This window comes from Streptomyces sp. NPDC039736, from assembly GCF_055596485.1.
Window position 1 is genome coordinate 1 of sequence record NZ_JBVIUQ010000017.1, and the last position, 22,437, is coordinate 22,437.

The window sequence follows — 22,437 nt, forward strand, 5'->3', positions numbered from 1 at the left end:
GCGCGCGGTCTGCTCCGCAGACACGACGCGGAGCCGCTACGCGGCTCTTTCCCGTATCGCTCCGCGATACGGGCTACCGGTCCACTCCGTGGCCCTGCGCAACCGGAGGACGCGGAGCGTCCTCCGGGCGGTCGGCTCCGCCTCCCTTTGCTCCAGCGCTCCGCGCTGGCAACTCGCCTACTCGGTAGGCGAGTTGAGCCCGCGGCGCGGGCGGCTGGCTATGGGGCGGGGTTCTGCTGGCGGTTCCTCCGCCTGACCGAGCGGTTGTGGATCAGCACCCAGGCGAATACGAAAACGGAGCAGGCCGGGCTGACCAGCATCCCGGGTTCCTTGCCGCTAGCTAGGCCCCACGCCAGCATCGCAGTGCCGGCTGCCAGCATCGGCCAGAAGACCCAGGGGATCCACTTGGCTCCAGGCTTGGCCCACTGCGGGCTCTTACGGTTGGGCAGTTCTCTCATACAGGCCTCCTTGGTGAGGCATGTGCCCTCGCCCCTCGAAAGCACGCACACCCCGGACGCGAGTCAGCGAGGTAGCACGGTCAAAGGCAAGCCGAACCGGACAACCCGCATCCCCGGCGCCACCAGTAGCGAACAGTTCCTGTCACTCCCCCCAACCTCTGTGCGTCATCCTTCTAGGCCCGCTACCTTGGACCAAGAGCACGGACCATCACCAGTCCGGAAACTTACCGATACTAACCAGGCTTTATGACACCTGTTAAAGCCAGGATTCCCATTATCCAGAAGAAAGAACCAAATATTCGGTACATCCAAATGTAACCGTTCTCGCTGAGATCAAATTTCAGCCCAAGCCGGGCCGAGTTCGCTTTGTTCTTTCGGGCAAGCCTTCGTGCGGAAAGCGCAAATCCGGCACCGAGGATGGTGACGAAGATGGTGATCGCAAGATCCATGGCAGGCCCCCGACTGGTTGCTCGGACAACGTGCACCACGTATGCCCCAGGGAAGGACCCGCATGTCGAAGGAAGAGCTTCGTCCGCATCAGATCGAGGCTGTTGATGCTGTGCTGCGCCATCTCCAGCTCCCGGCCGGCTCCCGCGTGCCGGAGGAAGGGCTGCGGTGCCAGGTGATCGCGGCGACGGCGTCGGGGAAGACGCGGATTGCTGCGGTGGCCGCGCAGCGGCTGAACGCGCGGCGGGTGCTGGTGTTGGTGCCGACGGTGGATCTGCTGGCGCAGATGGCCGCGGAGTGGCGTCGGGCGGGGCGTGCGGGGGCGATGGTCGGTGCGTGCGAGGCGAAGGTCGCGGCGTCCAGCGGGATGCCGTGCACGACCGAGGCGGCGGAGCTTTTGTACTGGGTGCAGGACGAGGACCTGATGACGGTGTTCTCGACCTATGCGACCGCGACGACGGCCGTTCAGCTGGCGCATGAGATCGGCCTGGAGCCGTTTGACCTGATGGTCGTGGACGAAGCCCACCGCACCTCGGGGGACGCTGAGAAGGCGTGGGCGGGCGTGCATGACCAGTCGAAGATCCCGGCGGTGCGCAGGTTGTACATGACGGCGACGGCCCGGGTCTGGGAGTCCGCCGAGGACGCGCGCCGTGGTGGGCGGGAGGCTCCGCGGCTGGTGGCAAGCATGGAAGACGGGTCACCGATTTTCGGGCCGGTGGCGTGGAAGCTGACGCTGTCCCAGGCGATCAGCAGGGGTCTGGTGGCGCCCTACCAGGTGGTGTGTGTCGATATCTCCGACCCGGAGTTGCATGCGGCGCAGGCCGGCGGGGACCGGGGCTCGGACCTCGTACGCGGGGCCCGCCTCGCGGCGCTCCAGGCCGGGCTGCTGACGGCTGCTGCGGACGAGAACCTGCGGAAGTGCCTGACCTTCCACTCCAGGGTCAGCGAGGCCGAGGCCATGGCCGAGGGCCTGCCTGGTGTCGCGGCGCGGCTGTACGCAGAGGACCCGAAGCGCTATCACGCACCGGAGCGGGTGTGGGCGTCGTGGCTGTACGGGGAGCACAAGCCGGTCTACCGCAAGGAGCAGCTGGAGGAGTTCGCAGCGCACGTGATCGAGGTGCCCGACGGGAAAGGCGGCACGGTTGCTTATCCGGCGATGTTCAAGATGATCGCGTCCGTGCGCGTCCTCGGTGAAGGCGTCGACACCAAGGACTGTGATTCTGTCGCTTTTTGTGATGCGCAGGGTTCGATGGTCGACATCGTGCAAATGGTTGGCAGGGCTCTCCGCATGCAGCCGGGCGACGGAAAAATTGCCAGTCTGGTCGTTCCGGTTTTCCTTGCTCCGGGGGAAAGTCCGGACGAAATGCTGACGTCTCCGGGGGCTGAGACCCTCGCGAAGGTCCTCGGAGCGCTGCGGGCCCACGACACGGACGTGATCGAAGCCCTCGCCGATTCCCGTCCCCGGGCCGGGAGTTGGAAGGGCGACGACATCGACGAGGACCGCGACGCGGAGGTCCAGGGGCAGCCACGTGAGGCGCAGGGTCCGAGCGCGCCCGCGCGGGAGCTGCTGAAGTTCTCGACGCCAAGGGATCCGGCGGAGGTGGCGCGGTTCGTGGCGTTGCGGGTGCTGCATCCGGAGACCGACTACTGGCGGTCCGGGCTCGCGGCCGCGGCCCGGTACGCGAAGGAGGTCGCGAAGAACGGGGAGCTGAAGGTCCCGTACGACTACGTCACGCCAGCCGAGTGGACGCCGGGCTCCTTCCCGCTGGGGACCTGGCTGAAGAAGCAGCGCCAGAACTACCGGGCTGGGGACCTGGCCGCGGAGCGGGTGCGGGAGCTGGAGAAGCTCGGGGTGGTGTGGGCCCACCAGGACCACGCTTTCGAGGAAGGGCTCGCCGTGGCCCGCCGCTGGGCTGCCGAGCACGGGCACTTCCTCCCGCCGGCCACCGCCGTGTGGGACGGGTACCCCATCGGGACGTGGGCGAAGAACCTGCGCACGGCGGCCCGGCTCGCGGATACCCGTGCGGAGCAGCTGGAGGCAGGGCTGCCGGAGGGCCCCGCGGCCGGGGGGTTGTCGCAGGAGCGGCGGGACGCCTTGGATGAGATTGATCCTGGGTGGGCGCCGGTGTGGGACGCGGGCTGGCAGCGCTGCCTGCGGCTGGTACAGAACCACCTGGAGCACGGCGGCAGCATGCCGATGACCGCCGGGGAAGTCGTCGTCCAGGGCGAGGACCTCGGACGGTGGGTACAGGGGTGCCGGTTCGGGTGGGACGCACTGCAACCGGCGCAGCAGTGGCTGCTGGAGAACGCCCTCGGTCTCGAACCGGCAGAGGAGTCGGAGCGGCCGGTGAAGCGGACGCAGGACGACAAGTGGATGCTCAACCTCGCGGCGGCGCAGGCGTTCCATGCCCGTGAGGGGCACCTTCAGGTGCCGAGGAAGCATGTGGAGTCCGTGGAGATGCACGGCGGGCCGGGAGGCGCTCAGAGCAGTGCTGGCGGCCTTGGAGTAGTGGACGTGAAGCTGGGGATGGTGTTGGACAACATCCGTAAGCGTGCCGACAAGCTCCCCGCCGAACGCCGGGCCAAGCTCGACGCACTGGGGATGCGGTGGACCACGGCGAAGAAGGCAGCGGCGCGATGAGCACGGATGCATACACCAGCAGGCCGGCGGAGCGGGCGGCGGAAGAGGTGCGGGACGGCTTGGCGGTGCGGCCTGTTCGCACCTGTCGCACCGTCGCGGGCGCGGTTATGCTCCGGACAAGGTGTTCTCCACCCGCGCCCGGTTGAGACGGCGGCGGTTGCGAGCACCTTCTGGCTCCCTGCCCCCGGGCCGGTCGACCGACCACTGTGAAGGGCCGGAGCCACCTCACCGAGAAGGCGGCTCCCGCCGCGTCCACTGCCGGTCCAGGCCGGGGAGTCCTCCCGCACTCCCCGCGCCCCGGCAGAAGACGCCCACGGCGGGGGCGGCGGCGAACCGAAAGAGGGGGCGCCGCCCCCGCAGTGACAGAGTGCAGGCCAGACCCACTGCTACGGGAGTGGCGAGGGCGGTTCCGGCAGCGTGCACGAGCGTCATCGAATCTCATTCTGAAACGATTCAGTTAGCCCCTGTACCGCTGTTCCCCGAGGCTGGACAGGGGGTCCGGCCGTTCAACGAACCCGTGTAATCCAGAGGTCGCGGCGGCACGAATCTCCGAGGCGCCAGCCGCATTCACAGCACGTCACGGATCAAGGAGAAGCGGGACGGCTTCTGAGCTTGTTCCTTAACATCGCTGATTACGTTCGGTGATGGTCTCGGGGCGTTTGATGGTCTTGCCGACGCCGTAGCGGGTGGCTGTGTGTCGGTTTCTGGAGCCGGACGGGCGGCCTGGCCCCGGCCGGGTGGGTTGTGGTGCACGGGCAGGACTGCCCAGCTGGGGGCGGATGTTCCTGAACCCGCGCCGAACGCGGGTCGGGGTGAGCACAGCGCCGGGACGGGTGGTCTTCTCCCAGGGCTTGCGCCGGTCAGCCGTGAGTGGGAGCGCAAGACGGAGCTGGGTGTGCGCGGTGATCACCAGCCATGTCCAGCGGTCCGCCGCCTGCGGGTCGCGAAGCCGTGGTCGGGTCCAGCCCAGGGACTGCTTGAACAGGCGAAACGTGTGTTCAAGGTCGAATCTGCGCAGGTAACACGACCAGATGAAGTCGACGTCGTCCGGGGTCGCGCTGGTGGCGGAGGACCACAGCCAGACCGGCGGCGCGTCGCGGTCGCCGGGCAGATGATCGACGTTGAGCCGGATCAACGTTCCTTCGACGAGGGGAAGGTCGCTGTCATGGTCGATCCACGCGGACCGCTGTTTCAGCCGGGGGTGCAGCCGGTCCCAGGCGCGGGCCTCGGCCTTGCCGTAGCGAGGTGTGTCGTTTTTCGTCACCACGGAGGGCTCCGGCCACGACGCGGGCCTGGCCAGGCTGAACTCCTTACCGTGCTTGGGCGGGTGACCCCCTTTGGGGTGGGCCCGGTAGTACTCCTCGCGGGAGAGCGCCGGACGGTGCAGAACACGGTCCGAACGCAGACGACCGACCAGTTCGACAGGCAGGTCGCGCAGTGCCCAGGCCAGGCGCATCACGTCATAGCCCGCGTCCATCACGACCAGGATGTCCCGGTCGTCGTGCTGCCATTGGCCGGCCGCGATCAGCCGATTGACCACAGCCCGCAACTGGTCTGCGGTGACGGCCGCGGCGTCGTCGACGGGCCCCAGGCGGACCGCGTCCAGGACCTGTGTCCACGAGGTGCGGTCCGGGGTGAGCGCGGCAACGAAGGAGTACGGCCAGCCGGGCACCACATGGTCCGATGAGCGGCCGTTGCGGCCGTGGACCAGGCAGAACAGCCGCTCCGGCGAGCAGGCGGCGTCCGACCGCAGCCACGGGGAGACGTCCACCGTGAGCACGATCCGCCCGTCGAACCGCGGAAGCGGCAGGGAAACCAGCAGGTCGCGCAGGGCGTTCGTGTCAAGGCGGCCATGATTCAGAGCGCCGTACAGCGAGCCGTAGCCGCGCTGGTGCTCGGCGAGCAGCGACAACTCCACCGGCGTCCGGGTCGGACCGTCCGCACACAACAACGCGTCGGTGAGCTCGAAGAACGCGTCGGCCCGCGCGGACAGGCACCCGTAGAAAGCCGTTCGGAAGCGGGACAGCTCCCCGAACGCTGTCCCTTCACGGACCGGCTCCAGCACCCTCATCCCACGTCCCCCTCATGAACTCAACTGAGCTTTCAGCAGAATTCAGATTCGCGAGGAATGCCGTCTCCATGAGCGGCGCCCACCCCAAAGAGTGATTGTCCAGACCAGCATTGAGGATCAAGCTGAGTGGCCTAAACGGCAGTGCTACCCGGCCCCTTCGTGGCATCCCTGCTCCATCGCCTCAGGGATCGCATCCCTGCTTCCGACGACAGGGGCCAACTGATCCGCACACCAGAGGCCGACATCGTCCGACATGCCGGAACCAGGATTCTTTCCTTGCTTGGCAAGTGCAGCGGCAATGTCCTTGCCCCGGTTGTACTGGGCGTACTCGACAGAGCCGGGCTTGTACGGGTTGCCGTACTTGACCTGAGGCTGCGGCGTGGCGTCCGGCCTGCCCCAGGGGCCAAGTACGCCGACAAGCAATGCTGTTGGCAGGCCGATCAGAATCGCAGCACACAACCAGCCGATACGCGGCGAGGACTTCCTGCCGACGGCGTAGGACAGCAGACCCAGCGGGGTAAACACCATGAACGCCAGGATGATGATCATTTCCGCATCAGTCCCATGAGTCAGGAGTCCCTTCTCACGCCTCACATCCCACGTGCCCGAATCATCAGCAACGCTAGCTGGTTGTACACCCGCACGGGAGCCCGGGGTGGAATGAAGAAATGTGACGCCTGCGCAAGGACGTCAGTCCCGGCCACCGTCGGCCCTGCAATCGCTTTGGCAAGTGATCACACAGTCGGCTCAGAGGTTAAGGATCAAGCTGAGGTCCGGTGGCGGCTTAAGCGTCTCGATGCCCGCCGCCACACCCGGACCTCGACGCCCACGACCTCAATCTTCCTCGGTCGCACGGCGCAGGACCGTGCTTGGCCGTAGGCTCGACGGCACTCGGGACGAAGGGCGGGGAGGCCACATGGCTCACGGCAGGAAAGAAGACGAATACGGCCCTGGAAGTCCTGACTATGGCCTGTCGTACGAACCTGGCCCATGGACAGAGCCGGACCCCAGTCACGACCCGGATGGGTGGGAAGCCGACTTCCGCGAGCAAGATCCCAATGAAGACCATGCTGAGGCTGGTTGGGAGAAGGCTTTCAGAGACGGCCACATCACTCGGGAACAGTTCCAACGCCGAAGGCACGGCGGAACCGAGACCCCGTCGTTCTAACCCCCGTCGCCCAGCGACGTGCACCCGCTGGCAGTCAGGCGCGGGGCCGTACCTCTCACATCCGGCCACCACGACCCGACAGCGGTGCACCCACTTGACGCCCACACAGTGACAAAAACACGACGCACATCAATCAAGAAGACCGCCGTCCCTTTCGACGTACTCCGCGAGAGCCTGAAGGCGGCTCGCGCAGAAACGGCCGGTGACGCTTTCCAGACCGCAGAGCGCCTCCGTCCTCCCGATCCCGCAGGCGGTGCTACCTCGCTGCGCAGTCGGCGGTGGTGCTCCGGTTCAGCATCTCGGCAATGGACGCCTCGACGTCGGCGTAGTCCAGGACGGATTCGTACTCGTCCTCTCGCAGTGGGTCCGCGCGAATGTCGTCCGGATTGGTGAACGGCCGGGAGCCTCGCGCCGCCGGCCGGTCCGTCTGGGGGCGCATGCTGTCGCCATGCCCCCAGGTCTGGTTCGGGTTGTGCTGGTCGGTCGGTTGCGTTTCGAGCGCGTGGATGAATCTCCCGGTGAGCGTGAGTTGCTCCTGCTGGTCCTGAACGAGCCTCAGCAGAAAGGCACTGCTGGTGATGGCAGCCCGTACCTGCGCGCGCGCGTCGCGGAGTTCCTGGCCTGCGAGGCGCAACTGATCCTCCAAAGCTGCCATCTTTGTTGACGAGCGGGCTGCCCCGGATTCCAGGTGCTTGCCTCGGCGCTCCATCTCGGCGCCGAGGAGAGCGAGCTGCTCCCGGAGCTCGCCCAGCCTTCCCCGCGCGGCGTCACGATCCTGGATCGCTGCCTCCACACGCAACGCGCAGTCCTCGACCGTCAGACACAACCAGCTGCTCTCGGCCTCCAACCGCTTGGCATCTGCCATCCACCGACTGGACTCGTCCTCCCAGTAGTTCTTCCCCCCTTCGTTGCGGGCGGCTTCGTAGAGGGGTTTCAGATAGCGGGCCTTCTCGTTGTCCTTGTCAAGGCGGAGGAAGGCCAGCACAGCATTGTGGAAGGCGTCGGTCGGGGAGTGCGTGGTGATCTTGTTATCCAGGGCTCTGCTGACCTTGGTCGTGGTCATGTTCTTGGCCGCAGCAAACTGCTCCTGTGTCTGCCCTGCCTCTTTCAGGAGACGTTTCACGGCGTCCCCGTACGTCTCGCCCTGCGGCGGATCGCTGGGGGGCTTCTCGTTGCTGGTCATGTCCTCCCCCCCCCCGGTCCCGTCCCGGCTGTCCTGCCCTTCAGGAAGGGGAGGCACTGACCACCGCCCGCTCCGGCGCAGCCCTGCTTCGGATATACCCCTTTGCCAGCACCCCATTGCCTTCCCCGCAATATCTTCCTCACCAGGCAATCCGCGCTGGCCTCTCGGGCAACACCCTCACCCTCCGGTTCGCTGGTCGTACCACTTCCCCGCGAGCGAAGGGCCCCGCCAATGACCACACAGAACCTGATACCGGGCCTGCTCGGCACGGGCGGCCTCGTCCAGGTACTGGCTGGCGCACCTCTCTGGTGCGCCATCAGCTTCCTGTTCGTGGGCCTGGTCCTCGGCATCCTCCAGAGGGTCTTCCCGCAGAACTCCCGCGACCGCCTCACCTGGTGGACCGACCGCCGCACCCACCTCCACGAGCGCCGCACCCACCGCCTACCGCCCCGGCCGTAACCAGCCCGCCCGGGCGAGAGCCCGGTACAGTTGGTCTGCGCGCCTATTACGATTTGTAAAACAGTGTGCAAGGTGACGTTCGGCCTCGCCCAGGCCGCAGACCCGACGCCCTCATGGCGGCCCCTTGAAGAGGCAGGCCACGGTCGACGGACGGTCTGAAGTCATCACAACGGCGGCCCCTGCCAAGCCAGGTATGCCAGACAGGAACCGCCGCGGGTGTAGAAATGCGCACCTCTAGCGCCCTCTCGGTGTCTCACCACCAGGGGGCGCCTCGCGTTTTACAGGAGGCTGGCGAGCATGTCGCACAGCCACACCGCGCACTGAACGATCCAGAGCGCGGCCTCTTCGGCGAGACCAGCCAGGAGGGCCTGGACGGTGCCGGCGAGCAGTACCTCGCGAACGGTGCGACGACTCTCACCCCGGACCTGCGGTGGGCCTCCGTCCTCTGGTTCTTCGGACTTCGGCTTCTCGCTGTTTCCGGTCATGAGTTTCCCTTCGCTCGATGTGCGGGGTGTGGGTGGTCGGGGTCTGACTGTTAGTCACACCCGGCCACCCAGAAGCCACACAGAAATCGAACGGATGTGCTAAGAGTACCGGGATCCGGCGGCCTTGGGAGAAGACACCCATGTCTGCGCCGCGCTGGCCTCCCCCAAGCGAGGGAACCGCCCGCATGCCGCGATCGCCCCACCAGCGGGTCCCTCTCATCGCGTCTCGCTGAAACTCGTCCCCGTGGTCCGGTCCGGAGGGCCTGCGGAACCTGACCTGCACCCGCTATGTCCATCGACAAATCCCCCTACCTATAGGGAGGGCCCTTCTTGGCGCAGCTGCGAGTCCCCGAATGCGGTAGAAACAGGGCCGAGCCCGGGGCGATTGACGCGCCCCGGGCCCCGCTCGTGGTCGTGCGACAAGTGGTCAGCCCGTGGTGCTGCGACGGTTGTCCTCGACGGCTTCGGCCAGGGCCTGCATGCGGGCGGTGACCGATCCGGTGCTCTCCCCCATCACTTCCACGAACGCGTGCATCATGCGCGTGTCGTCCCCGGCCGCGATTGCGTCGGGCATCTCCTGCGCCCGGAGTGCAGCGGTAAGCGCACTCTCCTCGGCCTGTGGCTCGGCGGCGACGGTTCGCTCCGCTGCGGCCTCGCCGCGCTCCGCCTTGAGGGTGGCGGCCTCCGCCACGAACCTGCGCCACCGTCGCCCTGGCAGCCCGCCGCCGTCCCCGCACAAGCTCCGGTCTCCGCGGTCATAGTCTCCGCCGCAGTCGTGCGCCTCACTGTCTGCACCGTGGCAGACGCCGCCACCGGGCCACGGCGGCCCGCTTCGTGCTCGCCCGGCAGGCAGAGGGGGCGGGGGCCGGGGCTCATCCGGCCTGGGCACGTTCGGCCTGGGCCGTGGTGTAGGCGAGGCGGTAGGACTCGGTGCCGATCTGGATGACCGCGCCGTTGAAGGTGAGCCGGTCGACGATGGCCGCGCAGAGCCCGGCTCTCGGGGCAGTCAGCTCAGGCGCATTCCGTAGAGGTGTCGATCGACGCTGCCGACCACAAGCCAACCAGTCGTCAATACGGGGCTGCTGACCAGCGGGCCGGCAGTCCGCGCGGTCCAGTTCAGAATGCCGGTGCGCGCGTTCATGGCGTACAGCTGTCCGTCCTGACTTGCGGCGTACACCGTTTCGCGGGTGGCCACAAGGGGTGCGATGACCGGGCCGCCCGTGGGGCAGTGCCATTCTTTGCGGCCCGTCTCAAGGTCCAGGGCGTGAACACCGTAGGAGGTACCGACGTACACCCGTCCGTTGGCCACCGCCGGGGCAGCATAGGCGCGGACAGTCACGCTCGACTTCCACTCCAGGGACGGTGTGCCGCCGACCGAGCTCTTCCATACAAGTTCGCCGTCGGCACTGGCCCGCGCGCTGACGGTCCCGCTGTCATCGGTGAGGTACACCCGGTTGCCCGCGACGGTGCAAGGCCAGTGGATTGCTCCGAAGGCCGGCTTCTCCCAGACCGTCTTGCCCGTGGTGGTGGCAACTGCCCTGATGCGCAGGAGGGCGTCCGAGTCGAAGCTGCGTGGCAGAAGGATGCGGCCGGGGGCGAGGCGGAGAGGGTCGTCGTGCTGGGGAGCCCCGTATTTCCAGCGGGTGCTGCCGCTTCTGGAGTCCACCGCGAAGAGGACGTGTTGGCCGTCCTGAACGAAGATCGTTTCATCCGAGAGCAACGATGGGTTGGACATTCCCCCCCAGGAGCTGGTGCGGCTGCTCCAGGTGCGATCCCCGGTCCGGACGTCCAAGGCATAGAGCCAGCCGTTGGGGCTGCTTGCGTATACGACTCCGTCAGCCCCCTGAAGGGGCATACCAATCTGGGCTGAGCGCCACTGTTCTTCGCCCGTCGTTGCGTTCAATGCCACCAGAGCCGTGGGGGTTTCGGTGAAGACTGTTCGATCCACTACCACCGGCGGATCGCTAATCACCGCACCTACTGGCATTGTGCCGGCAGCTCTCCACCGCAGACTCCCATTGGTGAGATCGATGGCTTGGAACGGCTTGTCCGAATCGTCGAGGCTCAAATGGGCGGCACTAACCGGACTGGGATTGACATAAATTTCATCGGCCGCATCGATGAGGTAAGCGGTGCTGTGAGCGACTGTCGGTCGCATGTAGATCTTGCTGCCCGTCCGGTAGTTCCAGGCCCACTTTCGCACCCCAGGGGCGCTGGGGGACGCCTTCCCCGTGCCGCCTGACGCTCCGGTCGGCGGCAGCGGGCGTCGCGAGCCTGCTCCCAGCCACTGTGTGCCCGCGTAGGCAGCCGCGCCCGCACCGGTGGTCAGGCCGCCTGCCCACCACAGAACCGCTCGCCGCGTCGGCCCTTTATCCGGCGCCACGTCACCCTCAGCGCTGCCGAGAGCGGTACGCCGCACAATGTCCGGGCCGTCCTGGCTGGTGAGTGAGTTGTCCGGAGGCTCTGACAGGGGGACCTCAGCCGATTGCACATCGGTGTCTTCGTCGGTGAGGGCAAGTTGTTCGTTCACTGTGCTGCGCAGCCGCTCCAGATCGTCTCCGGTCTGTGTCAGTAAGATGTCGGAGCGCTCCAGGACAGCTTGCATGTCGGCGATCTGCGCGTCCCCCGGCACTGCGGCGTACACCTCGGCGGGCGGGGTGGCGGCGTGCGGCACGGTAGCGCCACGGGCGTTGAGTTCTGCCACTTGTTCCTGCATCCGGAGCAGCAGCATGTGTGCGGTCTGCAATAGCTCTGCGGCCGCCGCGGCTTTCTCTCGGGCCTGGTGCCAGTCTTGATCGGCACGTGCGTACAGGGTGAGGATCTGATCCTCGCGTCGCTCCAAGACCAACTCAGCGGTATGCGTTCCGCCCGCCGTGCGTAGTTCCTCCCGTTCTTGCCGTACATGACGAAGCTCTTCTTGGAGCCCGCCGATGACGAACAGCAGCCACATGGTGAGTTTCTCTGCCTTCGCTTTCGCCCGCTCCACCTCGGCCACCGTGTGCAACGCGTCGATTAGTTGCTGCCCCACTGATTCGACCTGACGCTTTTCAGCAGGGCTGGGAGAGATCACCACCGGCGTCTTCGAGATAGGGGATCGTCTGGCTGCTTCCCACAGCCTGCGGGCTTCCCGGAGCCGTTCTCGGCGCTGCGGCTCCGGCACTGTGGCTTCGACTAGATCTTCGACCACTTGCCAAGGGGGCAAGGACTTGCCTCCGAAGAACTCACTGAGCCGGGAGTGGCCGTATTTCAGTGGGGTCTGAAGCTCGAAAAGGGTCGGCGGACGCGCGGCGCTTTTGATGAATTCGCGTAGCAGCTGCGCGAGGTCAGCGAGCTCTTGGCTGGAAGCGCGGATTTCTCCCCAAGGTCGCCCCCGCCGGGCAGCACTGCCATCTTGAGCCATCCCCCACCTCCGGACAATTCCCAGTTCTCCGCACATGCCGCTCTCAGCTGTGTCAGAAGAGCACCGGCTAGAAGACGCTGTCGGACAACCCTAGTGACCCCCACTGTGGCATCAACGGCATCTCGGCACACCGGAATGCGAAAAACCACCACGTCAGAACAGGCGGCCACCATGAACGAGATCTGGCACCTCGCAGTAATAGCCGCCCTCGCGCGCGTCTCCACAACCGCACTCAGGGCTCTCGCCGATCTATTGCACGCCCGCATCGCCGCGCGGACCGCTCTCAGCCAGCGCCGTATAGAAGGTTTGCTCATCGTCCAAGCAACGAGGGCGCTGGGCGCCAACCATCTGGCCATGCACGAGGAGCGCGCGGGCGGCAACCGGTTGGTCATCGCTCCGGCTGACACGATCGCCACCCTTGGCGAACCCCATGGCCGGACACCTGCCAACCAAACCCTGCCAAATTCGTCAGGGCGAAGCCGAAGGCGCCGAACAGCGTGATCGCCAGCAAACACCTAAGTGTGCGGATCAGGCAGCGAAGCCCACGTTGGTGACGTACTCGTACTGGCCCCAGTTGGAGCCGAGATCGCCGATGACGTCGTCCCAGGCCGCTTCGAGGCCGCTGTGGTCGCTGGCGGCCCAGGAGCCGACGATCGTGTCCCAGCGGCGGACGTTCATCGTGCGGTACTCCACGACGCGCTTTTGGCGCTGGTCGACCTGGGACTGGTTGACCGGGTGGATCTCCACCCGGGTCCCGCCCCCGGAGTTGAGCCGCTTGAGGAGATGCTTGGCGACGTTCTGCCGTCGCACGGCGGTGTACGCGCGCTCGATCTTCTCCAGGCTGGCCCGGGACGGAGCACGCTTGCCCTCGCGCCAGGCTTTGAGGGTGCGGTCGGTGACGGTCAGGCCGGCGGCCTTCGCCGCCTGGCGGGCGTGGTCGGTGCGGGTGAGGTAATTCAGGCGGGCCGTCCAGCCGCGCTTGGAGGTGACCGGGGTGGTGATCCCTTGGGCGAGGCGGTCGAGCTGGCGGGCGAGGGCGTCGCCGCCCTTGATGCCGCTGGCCCCGAACTTGCCGAAGTCGATGTTCTTCTCGGGCACTTAGCTCCCCTCCCCCGCCTGACCGTCGGCGGTCGTGCCGACGGTGTACGTGTCCTTCACCTTGACCTCGGTGACGCCCCGGCCCTCGGGGAAGACCTGGTGCCAGTCGCCGATGACGTGAAGTTCATCGGTGCCCATCGCCCGCACCACGTGCAGGCCGCCCTCATGAGCCTTCCACGCCTTCATCCACAGGTTGGCGAACGCCTGGGAGCGGATGAGGTGCATCCAGTCCTGGCGGTAGATCTCCCGGTTGTAGTTCGACTCCCCCAGGGTGGAGACGAACTTCGAGTACATCGCCTTCACGTACTCCAGCGTCGCCTCGTCCCCCTCGGCCAGCGCCTGGGCGCGGGCCTCGGTGAGCGTCGTGCGGAACTTCTCCAGCAGCCCTTCGGTCGAGCCGGAGGTGTAGGACTCGTGGATCTCCGGCGGGTCGCACAGCCGGTGCTTGGGGCCGGACAGGCGCAGCAGCAGCCGCAGGGTCGGCTCGGTCACCCACAGCGGGCCGGGCTCGTCCCGGTTGCCGATCGGGTTGGGCAGGACGTCCTCGTGCTCCCAGGCCGGCGGGGTGATCAGGTGGACCCCGGCACGGCGGCGGTCGAAGTCGAAGCCGGTGGAGTGCTCCAGCTGCCCGATCGGCAGGTGGGTCTTCAGCGCGGAGAGGTAGGCGGCGTTCATGTCGAGCGCGACCACCTCATGCGCCCCCGGCGGCAGTGCGCGCCGGGTCCACTTCGGGCGGGCCTCCCAGACCTGGTCGGCGCCCTTGGAGGTCTGCTTGCGCAGGATCTTCGGCAAAGCCGGGTGGGCGACGACGTCGTACCGGCCTCCCTTGCGGGTCTCGTCCAGCAGCGCCATCGCGTCCGGGATCGCCCGCTTGACCAGAGCGGCAGTGGCTTCTTCGACGTCGCCGCCGTGCTCGGACAAGGCGGCCTGGACGGCCTGGACGATGAGGTCACCGGGGCCGGACTCCTCCTGGAACGCCCGCCCCCGCGGCTTCTGCTGTGCCGTCGGCCGGGAGGCCGGACGGCTCGTACGGGCCGCACGCGCCGGGACCGGCGGCGCCGACGTCGGGGCAGCCGCCGTACGGGACGCGGCGGTAACGACGTCGGCGTCGGTGGCCGGTTCCGCCGGAGCGGGAGCCGGGACCGGAGCAGCGGGAGCGGTCCGGCAGTCGGTGGGATCGAGGTGCTGCGCGAAGCCGTCGATCCGGTGCGAGGCCGGGTTGCCGCACAGTACGCACGGCTCGGGCACCGCCAGGACGTCGACGTCGTCCGCCCGCTCGTCGTCCTCGGGCGCGGCCTCGGTGGAGGTGTCCTCGGGAGACGGATCGGTGTCGGCCTGGTCCTCGTCGTCCTCCACGGCCGGGGCCTGGTCGGCGAACTTCGCGGCGAGACCGTCCAGGAGGTACGCGTACCGGGTACGAACTTCCCCGCCCGGGTCACGGCCGGACTCCCAGCCGGACACCGTGGACGGGCTCACCCCGAGCGCCTTCGCGACCTGCGCCCGGGACAGGTGCGCGCGCTCGCGCAGCTCACGGCGCACCCCCGGCTCGGGGAGAGTGGCCTGCTCGGTGACGGAGGACAGCAGCGAGTCGATCGCGTCGAAGCCGCTCATCGGCCGACTCCCTTCTTCTGGCCGGTCGTGCGCAGCCGGTCGGCGGGCAGCGCCTCGCACGCCTTCGTCGGCCCGTCCAGGAGATTGAGCGGGCGCACCCCGTAGTGGGCGGCCAGCGCGTCGACGTCGTCCAACTGCCACGAGGCGGCACCGGACTGACGGCGCGAGACCTGCGTCTGGGTCAGCCCCAACGCCTCAGCGACCACCCGCTGCGACTCCCCCGTCGCCTGCATCAGCGCTGCGACGGTCAGCCGCAGCGACTCCTCCAAGCTCATTCCCATAGACCTACCATAGCGGCAAATCATGCATAGAGCGCATGGATTTTTGATACATAGCTTACTCATGCCTTTTTTAACTCATCTTGATGCAAGGGTGCTTCGCGGGCGGCTGCCAGCGAAACACCAGCCTGAACCGCCCTTCCCGTCACGGCGTCTCACAGAGAACCCGCAGATCAGGGGTGCAACGGAGGGGTGCATTTCACCCCTCCGTTGCACCTCTGCGTCTCAGTCTTCGCGGTGCCGCGCTTCCTCCATCGCCCGGCGGCGGGCACGCAGTTCCTCACGGCGGGCCCGGCGTTCGTCCGCCGCCTGCTCCTCCTGCTGCTCCCGGCGGCGGTCGGCGATGCAGGCCGGGCACACCAGGTCCGCGACCAGGCGCCGGACCTCACGCCGCGGACCAGGCCCGACCGGCAAACGCCACCCCCGGGCGAGGAGACGGCCCGTCAGACGCGTCAGGGATGCCCGCGACGCGAGCATAGGCAGCGTCCAGTCCTCCCGGTCCAGGAGGAACCGCACCTGCGCGGGCAGCCCTCCCTGCGGGAACCGTGCGGCAAACAGCGTGCGGTCGTCGTCGTTGCGGGGGTGGTAGTGCGCCGGGCAGGCACGCTGTGCCCGCCGGTTCATCTTCTTCCGGGACCGGCCCGGTGTCGTGTTCTCCATCCGAGAAGCGTTCCGTACCGACCCTGTGGATACGGGCCGCCATGGAACGCCACGGCCCGGTACCGCAGGGAAACCCACGGGACCGGGCCGGCTGTTGTCGGATGCTGCGGGATCAGTCCCAGCGGCTGTCGGGGACGAGACCCCAGCCCGGGTCCCGGCGGCGCCGCGTAATGTCCTCGTGCAGATCCCAGTTCGGGTCCTTGCGCGTCATCGGGTTCCCCTCCCCTGTGGTGTGTGCTGCCGAGCGCAGCAACGATCACGAGCGTACGGCCCCGCACCCTCTTCGCGGGCCTCCCCCGCGTCTCTTCTCCTCGACCGACGAGGGCACCGCGATGTCGACCACCCGCCGGTCGAGACCCTCGTTTGAGGGGGTGTCCGCTTCCTTCCAGTGAAAACGGGCAGCCCGGACCGTCCCATCGACTTGCAGGACAGGGAAAGGCGGCAACAACGTCACGCCTTAGCTCCGGACATGCCACTGGTTACGACGATCGCGGCTACATCGCCGGTCTTAGTCCGCCCCAACCAGACGACCCCGCCTGACTGCGCCGAGAATGTCACCAGATCGGCTTGTTGCGACTCGTCGCTTATCCGGTCGCACCAGCCCGGCAGCTCTCCGCTGCCACGCGGTACCCAACTGCCGTTCACACAGGTACGGAACGGCGCGGACAAGGCCGTCCACGCGCCGGCGTCAGCGAAACAGCCGACATTGTGGTCCGCGCCAAACCGGGGACGTTCGCCCGGCTCAAGCCGGTCGATGTCGTCGTCGACACCCAGGCCCATCTCCCACCCGACCACAGCGGTATCGCTGATGCGCAAGCGCGTGGCGGCGCACTCGACGCCGTCGAAGTGCTCGCCGAAGAACTCGTACGGGCCCGCCGTCCACGCGATCTCCACCCGGTGGACGCCCGGGGGAATGCGCACCGCCAGCTCCCGCGGGGGCCTCGTGGGCAAGCCGCGCTCGTATTTCGCGGTGTCCTCGTCGTCCCACGGCGCATCGACTACAAGACGGCCGCTGGGCACACGGATGGTGGTCACTTCCTCGATGCTCGTCACCACGACGGGTGTGGTCGGGTCGTCGTACACCGTCCCCAGGTGTGCACCGGGCGTGAAAACCGCCTCCAGGTACCAGGTGGCCTCAGGCCCGGCTGCCAGTCGCGCGTCCCCGACCTGCTTCATGTCTCATCCCTCCTCGCCACCCGGCCGGGCAGCCAAGCGAACGTATATGGGCCCACTGACACCGACACATCGTGCACCGTTACAACCCGTTATCGATCCCCAAGATCTGTGCCAGAACCCCAAACTCGTAGACAAGGCCAGCCGGGGCAGGACGCGGCGCGGGTGAGCGGATACCGGAAGCGCGCGGCACGACGCCGTACCTCGCAGGGTGCCGGGGAGGTCCGGGGCGACGGCTGGGTGCGCACGGTGGCGGACGAGCAGCTGCTCGCGCTAGCCACCAGGTACGGGTCGTTGACGTTGCGGCAGGCGGCGGCCGCGTGCTGGGGCGGGCAGATGGAGGCGGCCCGCACGCGGGTGCGGTTGATGACGGAGGCCGGGCTGCTGTTCCGCTCCGCGGAGACCCGGTGGGCGGGAACGGTGGTGTGGACGACGGAACGCGGCGCCCGCCTCTCGGGCACCGGGCTGGGAGCACCGCACCCTCCGAGCGAACGGCTGCTGCACCGCCTCGCCTTGGCGGATGCCGGGGTGCGCCAGGAGGCCGGCACCGGGCAGCCGGTCGTGCTCACCGGGCGCGAGGGGCGCACCGCCGACGGCGTTGTCGGGCGGGCGGCGCAGTTCCTGGCCGATGTCGGGGCACCGCAGTTGGCGCCGGTCGGAGCGGACCGTGGGGAGACCCTGGCGGTGCCGTTGGGGGTGCGGTCGGTGCACTGGCCCGACCTCGTCGTCATCCGCCCCGACATCCAGCTGTTGTTCGCGGTCGAGGTCGAGCTCACCTCGAAGACGCCGGTCGGGCTGCGTCAGGTCCTGCGCGGCTGTCTCCAGGCCCGCCGCAAGGTGATCTGCCTGGGCACTGAGGCGGTCGTCCGCCAGCTCGTCGGGCACCGGGCGCCGGGCGGGTGGAAGGACGGCATCGCACAGCAGATAGGGCTGCTGCCGCCCGGCCCGCCGACCGGGGACGGTGCGACGCTGCTGCACGTCCAGGAGCTCCACCTCCGCGACCCGGGCGTGCGCGCACAGCTGGAGCGGCACACCGCCCGCCACCGGGTCAGCACGTACACAATGCGCTGAACCGGCCTGGCTGGCTCAGCGGTGCTCGGGCGCCAAGCCGGGGCGCAGCCGGTGAAAGGAGGGGTGGCGAAGGAGCCCGGCCTGCGTGCGGGTGAGGAAGCGATATCCATAGCCGCTCCTGGGTGTCACGCTGACTGTCACGGCCGGAGCGAGGACGGAAATTGACAGGTATCCGCAGGTCAGACCCTGGATATCGGCCACCGTGACAGTCAGCGTGACACCCGCCGTGACAGTCCTGGAGACGCCCCCCCCTGGGGCCAGGTCGTCAGATGACCCGTCTCACCGAAGTTTGGCCACCGTCTTTTCGCCAGGGTGAAACCCGAAACAGTGCGTCGATGTGATCGGGAGCCGGCGGGGTGTTGCAGAAGGCCCAAGAACCGGGTGCTGTCGGGTGCTCTGACATGATCACTGGCCATGAGCGACCTCGCGTTTGATGCCCTGCTGTGCGACCTGGACAACGTCATCCGCTTTTACGACCTGGACGAGGTGGCCCGCCAGGAGCAGGCCGCCGGGATCGCTCCCGGCACCACCATGGAGATCGCGTTCGCCCCTGAGCGGGACATGCCGCTGATACTGGGCCGCATCAGCCGGACCCAGTGGGCTGCATCCATTTCCAAGGCCCTGGCCACCAAGATCCCCGCCCAGAAGGCGGGAGATCTCGCCACCGCGTTCGCCCACGCCCCGTCCCGCGCGGACCAGCACGTGGTCGAGCTGATCCGTCAGGTCCGCCGCACCATCCCCGTCGTGCTGGTCACCAACGCCACCGTCTGGCTCGAAGACGACCTTGCCCAGCTCGGCCTCACCGACCTGGCCGACTACGTGGTCAACAGCTCCCGCATCCACATCGCCAAGCCCGACGCCGAGATCTACAAGATCGCCGCCGAGCACGCGGGTGTCCCCGCTCACCGCTGCGCCTTCGTCGACGACAGCCAAACGAACGTCGACGCCGCCCGCCACGCCGGCATGATCGCGGTGCTTTACCGAGACATCGCCGACCTTCGCCAGCTCGTCGCCCCCATCGTGAACGAGGTCGCCTCGTCCCCCTTGCAGGAGAGGCAAGCGGGCCTGGGCGATTGGCCAGCACCTCGCTGAGGGGCCGTCAAACTTCGGTGAGACGGGTCGTCAGAGCGTGCACGGCGGGCTTTCCCCGGGGCCGCTCGGGGCGAGGAAACGGGCGCCCATGTTGTCCATCGGGTTGAAGTACACCATCGCCGTGAACCACGGAGCGGCCTTGCGCGGATGCTTCAGGCTAAGCAGCGTCGCGTAGGCGAACACCAGCCGGTACGCGGGCCGGTTGTCGGTGTCGCCGTACAGCAGGACGTCGCGGAACGGGTACGGCAGGGACTGCTGCAGGGCACACATGCCCGCCGCTGCCCAGGACAGGGCCGCGTCCAGGTCCCCGCCGACCAGGTCGGCCTCGTCCTGAAGGTCGCCTGGGTCGAAGTCGTCGTCCTCGTCCGTGAGTGCGGCCAGCTCGTAGGCAGTCGTGGTGTACGCGTCGAGATCGCGCGGGTGCAGCCGCCGGCCTCCCAGGGTCACGCTGTCCTTCGCGTAGGCGGCGTCGTGCGCCTCGTCCGGGGTCCATACCCGCTCCATCACCCACTGCGGGCGCGGCGCCAACTTTGCGATCTTCTTCTCCAGCCGGGACAGCCCGCCGGGCTCGTCCTCGTAGTCGGCGTAGTGCGCGGCAGAGTCGAACAGGTTCATCCTCCGCCTGTGTCCAGCACATCAGCAGCCGGTCCAGTAGGGCGAGCGCTTCGGCTGCCAGGCCCGTCGGGGTCAGCCACGGCATCCACGCCCTCCGTGCCCGCCTTCAGTTCTTTCGCGTCCAGGCCCACGCTCATCCGCGTGGGCGCGAGTGTCCACCGCCGCCAGCACTGGATTCAGGCTGTTGCCCGGACTGCCACCCGCATGTGCGACCCGTCCGGCAGCCGCCGCCGGCCACACGTCCCTCCCACCCCGCGCTCCGCTTCTCCTCTTCCTGCAGTTGCCGCCCGGCAGGGAGCAGACGGCCACCACGAGCGCGGCCGTGGACGGGGAGAGGGAGAGCGGTGCTGTACCGGGATCCGGTCGACCTGGCGGTCGAGCGGGTGGTCAATCCGCTCAGGTGCCGGTGCGGGCGACGGCGGCCCAAAACTCCTGGACCATCAGGGGGGCTGGGCCGCGCTGCACCGGGGCCGGCCCCGGTCCGTCCCCCATCTTGTGCAGGGCCGCACGCATGCGTTCGTTCATCGCGGACTCGGCGCGGCGCCGCCGCCCCCCGGACACGGGACAGACCTCTTGGTCCGGCTATCGCGGACAAAGAGGTGTCGTTTTACGAAGGGGGCTTGCCCACGGCCCCTGAGCTGCACGAATGCAAGATCACCAGATGCGGGGGGTCCCACCGCCGGTCACCCCTTCGGTCCCCCGCCCAGTGCACCCCTCCAGACACCTCTGCAGCCCCCCTCCGGTGCAACCCCCTGGGCCAGGTGCGGCCTACAGCCGGTGCAGAGCTGCGCAGACCGCTGACCGAGCCGTCTGTCCTGGGCAAGCCCGCCCACACGGAAGGCTTGCCCAGGCTCCCCTAAGGCTTGCCCCACTGCTCAGGCTTGCCCGGCAAGATCCCACCGCAGGTACGGCCTCCGGCCACCGCCTCCCAGACAGTGACGCCACGAACTCGGGGGCCGTCCCGCCCGGCGGCCCGGACGCTGGGCAAGCCCTCCGCGGCGAGGGCTTGCCCAACAGAACTCGTGACCGATCGGCGGGCCGGGCGTGACCGGACCGTCTCCCGCGATCGGTCAAGCAGCACGTCAACGCCGTGACCGGCCCTTGCAACTCCCGGCTGGGGCGGTGACCGGTCATCGGTCACCCGTCATCGGTCAGTCGCGTCTTGGGGTGGCGTCGGTAAGGACGAGGACGGCATCACCGCGCACCGGCCCGTACCCGGGGAAGGCCTCGCTCATACCGGCAGCCCCCGCGGCGCGTTGGTCGCCGTGTGCTCTGGCCGGTCGCCTGGCGCCATCGTGTTGAGGCCGATGAGCAGCACGAGCACGTCGTCCAGTTCGCACCTCAGGTGGGTGCGGGATCCGGCTCCTTCGGCGACGGCCTGGAGGAGGACTTCGGCTCCGGTCGCGGGCAGGACGCCGTCGCTGACGGCTCCGACACGGACGGCCGTGGAGTCGTCCAGGCCCTCCAGAGCCTTGCGGAGGTCACCCACCGTCAGGGCCCGGTGCAGCAGGCCCGACGGATTCGCCTCGACCCCGTACTCGAAGTCGTGCCTGCCGGCGTGCCCTTCGAACAGCGTGCACGAGGCCCGGTCATCGGCCAGAAGCCGGCCCTGGGAGTGTTCCTCCTGGACGGGGCAGTACGGGATGCTGAGGATCTCGCGGGCGCCGGACTTCCAGCGCAGCCACCAGATGCCGTCGTTGCCCGCCTGCCCTTCCGCGTAGTGCCAGTCCCCCTCGTGGGTGCCGGGCTCCAGCTCGCACCACGTGAAGTCCTCCAGCTGATTGGCCCCGACCTCGACCTCCGCCAGGCGGCGGTGCTCCTCGACCGTCAGCACGGTCGCCACCGGGCACCCCTTGCGTCCCATGGGCATGTCGCCCTCCCCTGCTCGCTGCTGTGTGTCGCCGGTCATCGTCACCCGCCGAGCGCCCCGCCGTCCCGGCAGGTGCAGAATCCGCCGGCTTTAACCGGGGCACCGAAGGGCTGGCGGTCGAGCACGTGGTCGGCTCGCCCATGAAAAAACGGGGACCGCTGGTCAGATGCGCAGAAGGGGGAGGAGGGGATGGCGGATGGGTGACATGGTCGGTGCCCACCCACCCAACATAATCGAACATGCTTACGATCTGGGTATGACCTCGCGCACCTTCCCCACTGATCTGCTCACCGCACGGCAGCAGCTCCACCACGCACACGCAGCACTCGCCGACCTGTACAGCACTCTCCCCTGGTCCGTGGCACCTACGGAGGGGCACACCAGCCAGTACCGCACCATCGCCCCCGAGACCGGGGAACTGCGCAACCGTGTCTTCCCCGCCTCCCCCGGCTGGACCGACGAACAGGCCGAAGAGGTCGCCGCGCTCCGGGCCCGGATCCTGGAACTGTCCATCGAGGTGAACACTCACCCGTACTGGAAGTCCGTCTTCTCGGGCGACCTCGTCGACGCCCGCTCCAAGCACCTGCCTGCCGCGGCCCGCGCCCTCGCGGCCGGTCTCACCGAGGCGGCGTAGCCGTCGCAGAGCAGCAGGGCCAG

General features: G+C 68.1%; 20 protein-coding genes and 1 pseudogene. 5 read left to right on the forward strand and 16 right to left on the reverse strand.

Annotated features, from left to right (window positions below; genetic code table 11):
• Positions 1 to 218 precede the first annotated feature (218 nt).
• A complete protein-coding gene (locus tag ACZ56L_RS33705) occupies positions 219 to 458 on the reverse strand; it encodes a hypothetical protein (protein ID WP_471068670.1) in 240 nt (79 codons plus the stop codon).
• A gap of 233 nt (positions 459 to 691) precedes the next feature.
• Positions 692 to 907 carry a hypothetical protein gene (locus tag ACZ56L_RS33710; RefSeq protein ID WP_471068673.1) on the reverse strand — a complete coding sequence of 72 codons (216 nt, stop codon included), beginning with the start codon at positions 905 to 907 and terminating at the stop codon, positions 692 to 694.
• 62 nt (positions 908 to 969) lie between these two features.
• Here ACZ56L_RS33710 and ACZ56L_RS33715 point away from each other — a divergent pair, with 62 nt between their 5' ends.
• The gene (locus ACZ56L_RS33715) at positions 970 to 3,546 is read left to right on the forward strand and encodes a helicase associated domain-containing protein (protein WP_471068676.1); all 2,577 of its coding nucleotides are present in this window, start codon (positions 970 to 972) and stop codon (positions 3,544 to 3,546) included.
• 619 nt (positions 3,547 to 4,165) lie between these two features.
• On the opposite strand, the gene ACZ56L_RS33720 is transcribed toward ACZ56L_RS33715, so the two are convergent.
• The 3 genes from ACZ56L_RS33720 to ACZ56L_RS33730 form a co-directional block, all read right to left on the reverse strand.
• On the reverse strand, positions 4,166 to 5,617 hold the full coding sequence (locus ACZ56L_RS33720; protein ID WP_471068679.1) for an NF041680 family putative transposase: 1,452 nt from the start codon (positions 5,615 to 5,617) through the stop codon (positions 4,166 to 4,168).
• 144 nt (positions 5,618 to 5,761) lie between these two features.
• Entirely contained in the window at positions 5,762 to 6,166 is a 405-nt protein-coding gene (locus ACZ56L_RS33725; RefSeq protein WP_471068682.1) for a hypothetical protein, read from the reverse strand.
• A gap of 875 nt (positions 6,167 to 7,041) precedes the next feature.
• Complete coding sequence (locus ACZ56L_RS33730; protein WP_471068685.1) at positions 7,042 to 7,968, reverse strand: hypothetical protein; 927 nt, start codon at positions 7,966 to 7,968, stop codon at positions 7,042 to 7,044.
• Positions 7,969 to 8,199: 231 nt separating this feature from the next.
• Here ACZ56L_RS33730 and ACZ56L_RS33735 point away from each other — a divergent pair, with 231 nt between their 5' ends.
• Complete coding sequence (locus ACZ56L_RS33735; protein WP_471068688.1) at positions 8,200 to 8,427, forward strand: hypothetical protein; 228 nt, start codon at positions 8,200 to 8,202, stop codon at positions 8,425 to 8,427.
• Positions 8,428 to 8,705: 278 nt separating this feature from the next.
• On the opposite strand, the gene ACZ56L_RS33740 is transcribed toward ACZ56L_RS33735, so the two are convergent.
• The 9 genes and pseudogenes from ACZ56L_RS33740 to ACZ56L_RS33780 form a co-directional block, all read right to left on the reverse strand.
• On the reverse strand, positions 8,706 to 8,912 hold the full coding sequence (locus ACZ56L_RS33740; protein ID WP_471068691.1) for a hypothetical protein: 207 nt from the start codon (positions 8,910 to 8,912) through the stop codon (positions 8,706 to 8,708).
• Positions 8,913 to 9,339: 427 nt separating this feature from the next.
• Complete coding sequence (locus tag ACZ56L_RS33745) at positions 9,340 to 9,603, reverse strand: hypothetical protein (protein WP_471068693.1); 264 nt, start codon at positions 9,601 to 9,603, stop codon at positions 9,340 to 9,342.
• A gap of 181 nt (positions 9,604 to 9,784) precedes the next feature.
• Positions 9,785 to 9,919: pseudogene (locus tag ACZ56L_RS33750) on the reverse strand (IS21-like element helper ATPase IstB); the annotation flags it as partial.
• Positions 9,919 to 12,312 (reverse strand): outer membrane protein assembly factor BamB family protein, encoded by a 2,394-nt coding sequence (locus ACZ56L_RS33755; RefSeq protein ID WP_471068696.1) that lies wholly within the window; start codon positions 12,310 to 12,312, stop codon positions 9,919 to 9,921. The pseudogene ACZ56L_RS33750 and the gene ACZ56L_RS33755, both read right to left, overlap by 1 nt.
• Positions 12,313 to 12,840: 528 nt before the next feature.
• Positions 12,841 to 13,410 carry a transcriptional regulator gene (locus ACZ56L_RS33760; RefSeq protein ID WP_471068699.1) on the reverse strand — a complete coding sequence of 190 codons (570 nt, stop codon included), beginning with the start codon at positions 13,408 to 13,410 and terminating at the stop codon, positions 12,841 to 12,843.
• Positions 13,411 to 15,021, reverse strand: coding sequence for a helix-turn-helix domain-containing protein (locus ACZ56L_RS33765; RefSeq protein ID WP_471068702.1), 1,611 nt, complete (start codon positions 15,019 to 15,021; stop codon positions 13,411 to 13,413). It lies immediately after the preceding gene.
• Positions 15,018 to 15,302: a helix-turn-helix domain-containing protein gene (locus ACZ56L_RS33770; RefSeq protein WP_471068705.1), complete on the reverse strand. Its 285-nt coding sequence runs from the start codon at positions 15,300 to 15,302 to the stop codon at positions 15,018 to 15,020. The genes ACZ56L_RS33765 and ACZ56L_RS33770 overlap by 4 nt, the downstream gene beginning before the upstream one ends.
• Before the next feature lie 222 nt (positions 15,303 to 15,524).
• Positions 15,525 to 15,959: a hypothetical protein gene (locus ACZ56L_RS33775; RefSeq protein ID WP_471068708.1), complete on the reverse strand. Its 435-nt coding sequence runs from the start codon at positions 15,957 to 15,959 to the stop codon at positions 15,525 to 15,527.
• A gap of 450 nt (positions 15,960 to 16,409) precedes the next feature.
• Positions 16,410 to 17,135 (reverse strand): DUF4241 domain-containing protein, encoded by a 726-nt coding sequence (locus tag ACZ56L_RS33780; protein WP_471068711.1) that lies wholly within the window; start codon positions 17,133 to 17,135, stop codon positions 16,410 to 16,412.
• Positions 17,136 to 17,297: 162 nt separating this feature from the next.
• On the opposite strand from ACZ56L_RS33780, the gene ACZ56L_RS33785 reads away from it, so the two are divergent.
• Complete coding sequence (locus tag ACZ56L_RS33785) at positions 17,298 to 18,203, forward strand: hypothetical protein (protein ID WP_471068714.1); 906 nt, start codon at positions 17,298 to 17,300, stop codon at positions 18,201 to 18,203.
• 414 nt (positions 18,204 to 18,617) lie between these two features.
• Complete coding sequence (locus ACZ56L_RS33790; protein ID WP_471068717.1) at positions 18,618 to 19,295, forward strand: HAD family hydrolase; 678 nt, start codon at positions 18,618 to 18,620, stop codon at positions 19,293 to 19,295.
• A 30-nt stretch (positions 19,296 to 19,325) separates the two neighbouring features.
• On the opposite strand, the gene ACZ56L_RS33795 is transcribed toward ACZ56L_RS33790, so the two are convergent.
• Both ACZ56L_RS33795 and ACZ56L_RS33800 read right to left on the reverse strand, forming a co-directional pair.
• Entirely contained in the window at positions 19,326 to 19,910 is a 585-nt protein-coding gene (locus ACZ56L_RS33795; protein WP_471068720.1) for a hypothetical protein, read from the reverse strand.
• A gap of 1,231 nt (positions 19,911 to 21,141) precedes the next feature.
• Positions 21,142 to 21,780 (reverse strand): hypothetical protein, encoded by a 639-nt coding sequence (locus ACZ56L_RS33800; protein WP_471068723.1) that lies wholly within the window; start codon positions 21,778 to 21,780, stop codon positions 21,142 to 21,144.
• A 256-nt stretch (positions 21,781 to 22,036) separates the two neighbouring features.
• On the opposite strand from ACZ56L_RS33800, the gene ACZ56L_RS33805 reads away from it, so the two are divergent.
• Positions 22,037 to 22,414 (forward strand): hypothetical protein, encoded by a 378-nt coding sequence (locus ACZ56L_RS33805; RefSeq protein ID WP_471068726.1) that lies wholly within the window; start codon positions 22,037 to 22,039, stop codon positions 22,412 to 22,414.
• Positions 22,415 to 22,437 lie beyond the last annotated feature (23 nt).